Genomic DNA, 6,191 nt, shown 5'->3' with positions numbered 1-6,191 from the left:
GAATTCGCGCATGGCGCTGCGCATCTCGCAGCGCGCCTATGCGCTGACCACCGGCAGTGTCGCGCTGAGCGGCAACTCCGCCGAATTGCTGACCGACGACCGGGTCAAGCGTCTTTACCTCGGCGGCGAGATCTGAGGCTGATTGGAATGCGCATTCTCGTCATCAATCCCAACACCACTCAATCGATGACCGCCAAGATCGGCGAGGCGGCGGCAAGCGTTGCATCCGAGGCCACCCAGATCGTCGCCGTCAATCCGGCCGACGGCCCGCCGAGCATCGAGGGTTATTTCGACGAGGTCTTCGCCATTCCGGGCATCATCGCCGAGATGGGCAAGGCACCGGCGGCGGATGCTTATGTCATCGCCTGTTTCGACGACACCGGGCTGGACGCGGCGCGCTGCGCCACCGAGGCTCCCGTCATCGGCATCGGCGAGGCGGCGTTCCACATGGCGAGCCTTGTCGCCGGCAAGTTCAGCGTCGTCACCACGCTTGCCCGCTCGGTGCCGGCGATCGAGCACAATCTGGCGAAATACGGCCTCGCCTCGCGCTGTGCCAAGGTGCGCTCGTCGGACGTCGCCGTGCTCGAGCTCGAACGTCCGGGCTCGAATGCCAGGCACCGGATTTCGCAGGAGATCGCGCGCGCCATCAACGAGGACCATGCCGAGGCGATCGTGCTCGGCTGTGCCGGCATGGCCGACCTTGCGCACAGCCTGTCCGAGGAGCATGGCGTTCCGGTGCTGGACGGCGTCGTCTGCGCCGTCACGCTGGCCGAGAGCCTGTTCAAGGTCGGCTTGAAGACATCGAAGATCGGCGGCTATGCGGCCCCGCGCGGCAAGCGGTTCGCCGGCATGTTCGCACCGCTGTCGCCCAAGCAAGCTGGGATCGTTTGAGCATGATGCCGAAAAGTGTGGAGCGGTTTTCGGACGACATCATGCTCTATCTCCTGGTTTAGAGCCGGCTTCATGCCGCCGGACGATCGGTCGGCACCGGCAGGTGGGATTGACCGCCGCGCGAGCGATACTAGATTGGACGGGCTGCCGGCGATTTGGGGGCAGATCGGGCCGTTTCGGGCCTGCGCATTGAAAGTATGTTGACGGTACTCAGGGAAGAAGATCGAGACGACAAGCCGGCGGCGCGCTGGTCGCCGATCTATTATGGGCTGAGGGACGCCATCGTCAGCCATCGCCTCGCGCCGGGCACCAAATTGCCGGAGGACGAACTGGCCTCGATCTATTCGGTGAGCCGCACCGTCGTCCGCGCCGCCCTGCAGGCTCTTGCCCATGACCGGCTGGCGCGGCTGGAGCCCAATCGCGGCGCCTTTGTCGCCCAGCCGTCGAAGATCGAGGCGCGCGAGGTGTTCGAGGCACGCGCCCTGATCGAGCCGAAGGTCGCCGCGCTTGCCGCCAGGGTGGCGGTGCCGTCCGACATCGTGCAATTGCGCCAGCATCTTGAGAAGGAGCACGAAGCATTGCATGACGGCCGCGACAGCGATGCCATCATGCTGTCGGCGCGCTTCCATGTTGGTATCGCCGAGATCGCCGCGCATTCGGTGTTCACCAATTTCGTCCGCGATCTCGTCTCGCACTCCTCGCTGATCATCGCGCTCTACTGGAAGCGCCGCGACGCGACCTGCGAGAAGCACGCCCACCACGCCCTGGTCGACGCGATCGAGGCCGGCAACAGCGCCGATGCGGCGGCGCTGATGAACAGCCACCTCGTCGACCTGCTCTCCGGCCTCGATCTCACCGACAAGGTGGAGAAGTCCGACAGCCTGGCGGATTTGCTACGCGCATAGCAGCTTGCAGGCGGGTCAGCTTGATTGCCGAACCGCCCGGGGGAGGACCTGGCTAGGCTGCGGCGGCGTGCGAATAATCCATCCGTTCCAGATCGGCGATGAGGCCGGGTCCGGTCGGCTGCCAGCCGAGATGCCGACGCGTCCATTCGCTCGACGCCGGCATGTCGAGGCCCGCGAACATGGCAAGCCACCCGAAATGGTCGACTGCCTCGTCCTGCGACAGCGAGACCACCGGCACGTTGAGGCCGGCGCCGATCGCTTCCGCGATCTCGCGCATGGCAATCCCTTCCTCGGCCACGGCGTTGTAGCGCACGCCGGCTTCCTGCTTGTCCAGCGCCAGACGGTAGAGCTTCGCGACATCCAGCACATGCGCCGAAGACCACCGGTTGCGGCCTTCGCCGAGATAGGCCGACACGCCCTTGGCGCGCGTCTGCGCGATCAACGGGGTGATGAGCCCTTGCTTCACCGTGTCATGCACCTGCGGCAGCCGCACTACCGATACCTTGACACCCTTCTCGGCCATCGCCGCGCCGGTGAGTTCGGAAAGGATGCGCGGATTGGGATGGTCGGTGTTGAAAATGTCTTCTCGCGCTGGCTGTCCGTGTTCGGCTGAGCCCATGCCTACGCCCGACGTGATGATGAGCAGCCGGTCCGAGCCGGCGAGTGCCCCGCCCAGCGCTTCGATAACCCGCTTGTCCTTCTCGCAATTCGCGACGAAATTCGAGAAATCGTGATCGAAGGCGGTGTGGATCACCGCATCCGATTTCGCCGCGCCGTCGCGCAGGCTGTCGAGATCCTCGATGTCGCCGCGATGGGGCTCGGCGCCGGCGGCGGCAAGCGACCGCGCGCCCGCCTCGGAGCGGGTCAGGCCGAGCACCTGATGGCCAGCGGCAAGGAGTTCGGGCACGATCCTGGAACCGATGAAACCGGTCGCGCCGGTAAGGAATACACGCATGGGAAGGTCTCCTGTGGTTGTTCGGAGGCCTTATTTGCGCTATAACTCATCCTGTTAAAGTAGTGACTTTATCATGGTATAATTGTCAACAGGATGCCGATGGCCCAAGAGATTGCCAACAAACAGGCCGCAAACAAGCTCGGCACCTTTCTGCGCGATCGCCGCATGCGTCTCGATCCCGTAGCGTTCGGCTTCGCCACGGGGCGGCGGCGTACGCAAGGGCTGCGCCGCGAAGAAGTGGCGCAGCGCGCCAACATCAGCCCGACCTGGTACACCTGGCTGGAGCAGGGGCGGGGCGGCGCCCCGTCCGCCGATGTGCTGAACCGCATCGCGGCGGGGCTGATGCTGACCGAGCCCGAACGCGAGCATCTGTTCATGCTGGGTCTCGGCCGGCCGCCGGAAGTCCGCTACAGAAACGTCGACAGCGTGACGCCGCGCCTGCAGCGCGTCCTCGACGCCTTGGATCCCAGCCCGGCGATCATCAAGACCGCGACCTGGGATGTGGTGGCCTGGAACCGTGCCGCCGCGGCGATGCTGACCGACTATTCCAAGCTGCCGCGCGAGCAGCGCAACATCCTGCGCCTGATGTTCGGCAACCCGCGCGTGCGCGACGCGCAGGACGACTGGCAGAGCGTCGCCCGTTTCGTGGTTGGCTCCTTCAGGGCGGATGCCACGCGGGCAGGTGCGGGCGCGGAAATCACCCAGCTCGTCGAAGAGCTTTGCCGGATCAGTCCGGAATTCGAGGCGCTGTGGCGCGACAACGACGTCGTTCCGGCCCATGGCGAAGGCGTGAAGCGCCTGCGGCACCCCGAAATCGGACTGATCGAGCTGGAGTTCTCGGTCTTTGCCGTTGACGGCCGACCCGAGCTCGGCATGATCGTCTACAATCCCGCGACGCCCGCCGACGCCGAGCGCATCCGATCGCTGATCGCGTCTCGCGCTGGCTGACGTTGTGTCCATTGTCTTTCCTTCGCGGCCCGCCTGAGGTTGGCTGTAGAATCTGGGAGGTATTCGGTGAACTTCGATCTGAAATGGTCTCCGTCCGAGAAGAAGGTCGCTCGCGCTGCCTTCGACAAGGCGCTGGAGGTGGCGCTCGGCAAGACACTGGCCGAATTCAAAGAGAAGGCCAGCGATGCCGCGACGTTTTCCGACATGTGGGAGATCGAAGATTATCTGCGGCAGCAACGGCGAAACCTTGAGCGGATGTTCGACTATCGCTATTCGCAGCTGATCGTTGTCTTTGGCGGGCTTATCCGGAAAGGGTATCTCGACGAGAAGCTCCTTGCCGGTTTGTCGCAAGACAAACGGGAAGAGATCAGCAGCTTCCTTGCCTGGCACGCGAGGACATAGCGCGCCACGACTACTTTCGCACCGCCGAGCGCCGAAGCGCCTGCGGCGGTTGGCCGAAGCTCCTCATGAAAGCGCGGCGCATGCGCCCGGTGTCGCCGAAGCCGCTCTCCTCGGCGATGCGGTCGAGCGGCGTGTTGCTCGTCTCGACCGCCATCCGCGCGGCTTCGAGGCGCAGGCGTTCGACAGCCTTGGCCGGCGTGGTGCCGGTCTCAGTGGCGAAGGCACGGGCAAAATTGCGCGGGCTCATGGCAGCGCGTTCGGCGAGGCGCTCTACAGTCAGCGGCTGAGCGAGTTTGGTCCGCATCCACTCGATTAGTTCGACGAACCGGCCCGAACGCCCGCCAAACTCCACAAGGCCGGAGAATTGCGACTGCCCGCCAGGCCGACGCTGGTGGACGACGAGCTGCTGCGCGGTGCGGCGCGCGATCACGGGGCCGAGATCGTCCTCGATCAGCGCCAGCGCGAGATCGATGCCGGCCGAGATGCCGGCCGACGTCCACACGCTGCCATCCTGGATGAAGATGCGCTCGGCATCGAATTTCACCTTCGGATAGCGGCGGGCGAAATCGTCTGTGCTCCACCAATGTGTGGTGGCGCTCCGGCCGTCGAGCAGGCCTGCCTCCGCCAGCAGATAGGCGCCGGTGCACACGCTTGCCGTCCGGCGCGGCTTTGCCTGTCGCAGCCAGGCGACGATTTCCTGGGCCGCGGCCATGGAGCGGATGATCTCGCCGCCTGAAACGACGGCCGTGTCAAGGGGCCTGGCATCGGACAGAGGCCGCGCTGAAAGCCGCATGCCGGACGAGCTCTCGACCTCGCCGCCGCTGGGTGCCAGCATTTCCAGCCTGTAGCTGCCGGGCTGATAGTGTTCGGCCAATTCGAAGGCTGCCGCGGGGCCAGCCACGTCCAGCAACTGGAAGCCCGGATGGATGATGATGCCTATCATGCGCATGGCAGTTTTTGCCCGATATATGTCATTTCGGCCAAAACCTATCGGAGCTAGCCTGCCGGTCAAGCGTTGAGATCGGAAGGATCAAGCCATGAGTCTGCGTATCGTGTTGTGGAGTGCCCTCGGCGTCTTCCTGGTTCTCGCCGCGGCCGGCGCCGCATGGTTGCTGTCGCTGCCGTCCGCGTCGCTGGCCGCGGTGCAGCCGGCGATCGATGCCAAGGAGGCCGAAGCCACGCTCGCGGCGTTGAAGCCGAAGCGCCAGCGCCCGCTGATCGCGATCATCGGCGTCAATGACGGCACCGAGACGACCGACTATCTGATGCCCTACGGCATCCTGCGCCGCGCCGACGTCGCCGACGTCGTCGCGCTGGCGACGCGGCCGGGGCCGGTGCAATTGCACCCGGCTTTGCGCGTCGAGCCCGACGCGACGATAGCGGCGTTCGATGCCGAGCATCCGGAAGGCGCCGACTATGTCATCGTTCCCGCCATGATGCGCGACGACGATCCGGACGTGTTGAGATGGATCAGGGCCCAGTCGGCCAAGGGCGCCATGGTGATCGGCGTCTGCGTCGGCGCCACGGTGGTCGGCGCCAGCGGATTGCTCGACGGCAAGCGCGCGACGACGCATTGGTATTCCTTGAACGAATTGCGCCAGAAACATCCGACGATCCGCTACGTCGCCGACCGCCGCTACGTCGTCGACCGGAATGTCGCGACCACGACCGGCATCACAGCGTCGATGCCGATGATGCTGACCTTGATCGAGGCGATTGCGGGCCGCGACAAAGCCGAGGCCGTCGCCCGCGATCTCGGTCTCGATCATTGGGATGCTCGCCACGACAGCGGCGCCTTCAGGTTCACCCGGCCTTTCGCGCTGACGGCGATCGGCAACACGCTGGCCTTTTTCAATCACGAGCAGCTCGGCATTCCGCTGACGCCAGGCATGGACGAGGTGTCGCTGGCGCTGGCTGCCGACGCCTGGTCGCGGACCTTTCGCTCCCGCGCGGTCACCTTCGCCCCAAAGGGCGGCGCCGTCGTCAGCCGCGCAGGTATCCGCATCCTGCCCGACCAGGTTGCAAGCGATTGGCCGGCGGATCGGAAGGTTCCGGCCATGGCGGATATTCCGCCGGCAAAGGCGCTGGAC

Annotated in this window: 7 protein-coding genes and 1 pseudogene; 6 read left to right on the top strand and 2 right to left on the bottom strand. The window is 65.4% G+C overall.

Annotated elements, in window-relative coordinates:
- From EOD07_RS38555 to EOD07_RS18105, 3 genes and pseudogenes are all read left to right on the top strand, one after another.
- Nucleotides 1–136, top strand: a pseudogene (locus EOD07_RS38555) (ABC transporter ATP-binding protein); the annotation flags it as partial.
- 11 nt (nt 137–147) lie between these two features.
- Nucleotides 148–891, top strand: a complete 744-nt coding sequence (locus EOD07_RS18110; protein ID WP_127236447.1) for an aspartate/glutamate racemase family protein — start codon at nt 148–150, stop codon at nt 889–891.
- Nucleotides 892–1,088: 197 nt separating this feature from the next.
- On the top strand, nt 1,089–1,796 hold the full coding sequence (locus tag EOD07_RS18105; protein WP_127236446.1) for a GntR family transcriptional regulator: 708 nt from the start codon (nt 1,089–1,091) through the stop codon (nt 1,794–1,796).
- 52 nt (nt 1,797–1,848) lie between these two features.
- Here EOD07_RS18105 and EOD07_RS18100 read toward each other — a convergent pair whose 3' ends face one another.
- Nucleotides 1,849–2,751 (bottom strand): SDR family oxidoreductase, encoded by a 903-nt coding sequence (locus EOD07_RS18100; protein ID WP_127236445.1) that lies wholly within the window; start codon nt 2,749–2,751, stop codon nt 1,849–1,851.
- Nucleotides 2,752–2,850: 99 nt separating this feature from the next.
- Here EOD07_RS18100 and EOD07_RS18095 point away from each other — a divergent pair, with 99 nt between their 5' ends.
- Together EOD07_RS18095 and EOD07_RS18090 are read left to right on the top strand one after the other, a co-directional pair.
- Nucleotides 2,851–3,699 (top strand): helix-turn-helix transcriptional regulator, encoded by an 849-nt coding sequence (locus EOD07_RS18095; RefSeq protein WP_127236444.1) that lies wholly within the window; start codon nt 2,851–2,853, stop codon nt 3,697–3,699.
- 66 nt (nt 3,700–3,765) lie between these two features.
- Complete coding sequence (locus EOD07_RS18090; protein WP_127236443.1) at nt 3,766–4,101, top strand: hypothetical protein; 336 nt, start codon at nt 3,766–3,768, stop codon at nt 4,099–4,101.
- Nucleotides 4,102–4,111: 10 nt separating this feature from the next.
- Here the strand turns inward: EOD07_RS18090 and EOD07_RS18085 are convergent, their stop codons facing one another.
- Nucleotides 4,112–5,044: a GlxA family transcriptional regulator gene (locus EOD07_RS18085; RefSeq protein WP_164772328.1), complete on the bottom strand. Its 933-nt coding sequence runs from the start codon at nt 5,042–5,044 to the stop codon at nt 4,112–4,114.
- A 94-nt stretch (nt 5,045–5,138) separates the two neighbouring features.
- On the opposite strand from EOD07_RS18085, the gene EOD07_RS18080 reads away from it, so the two are divergent.
- A partial coding sequence (locus EOD07_RS18080; protein ID WP_127236441.1) for a DJ-1/PfpI family protein occupies nt 5,139–6,191 on the top strand: 1,053 nt, incomplete at its 3' end.

This window comes from Mesorhizobium sp. M2C.T.Ca.TU.002.02.1.1 (assembly GCF_003997225.1).
This window is presented reverse-complemented; position numbering and strand designations above follow the sequence as displayed.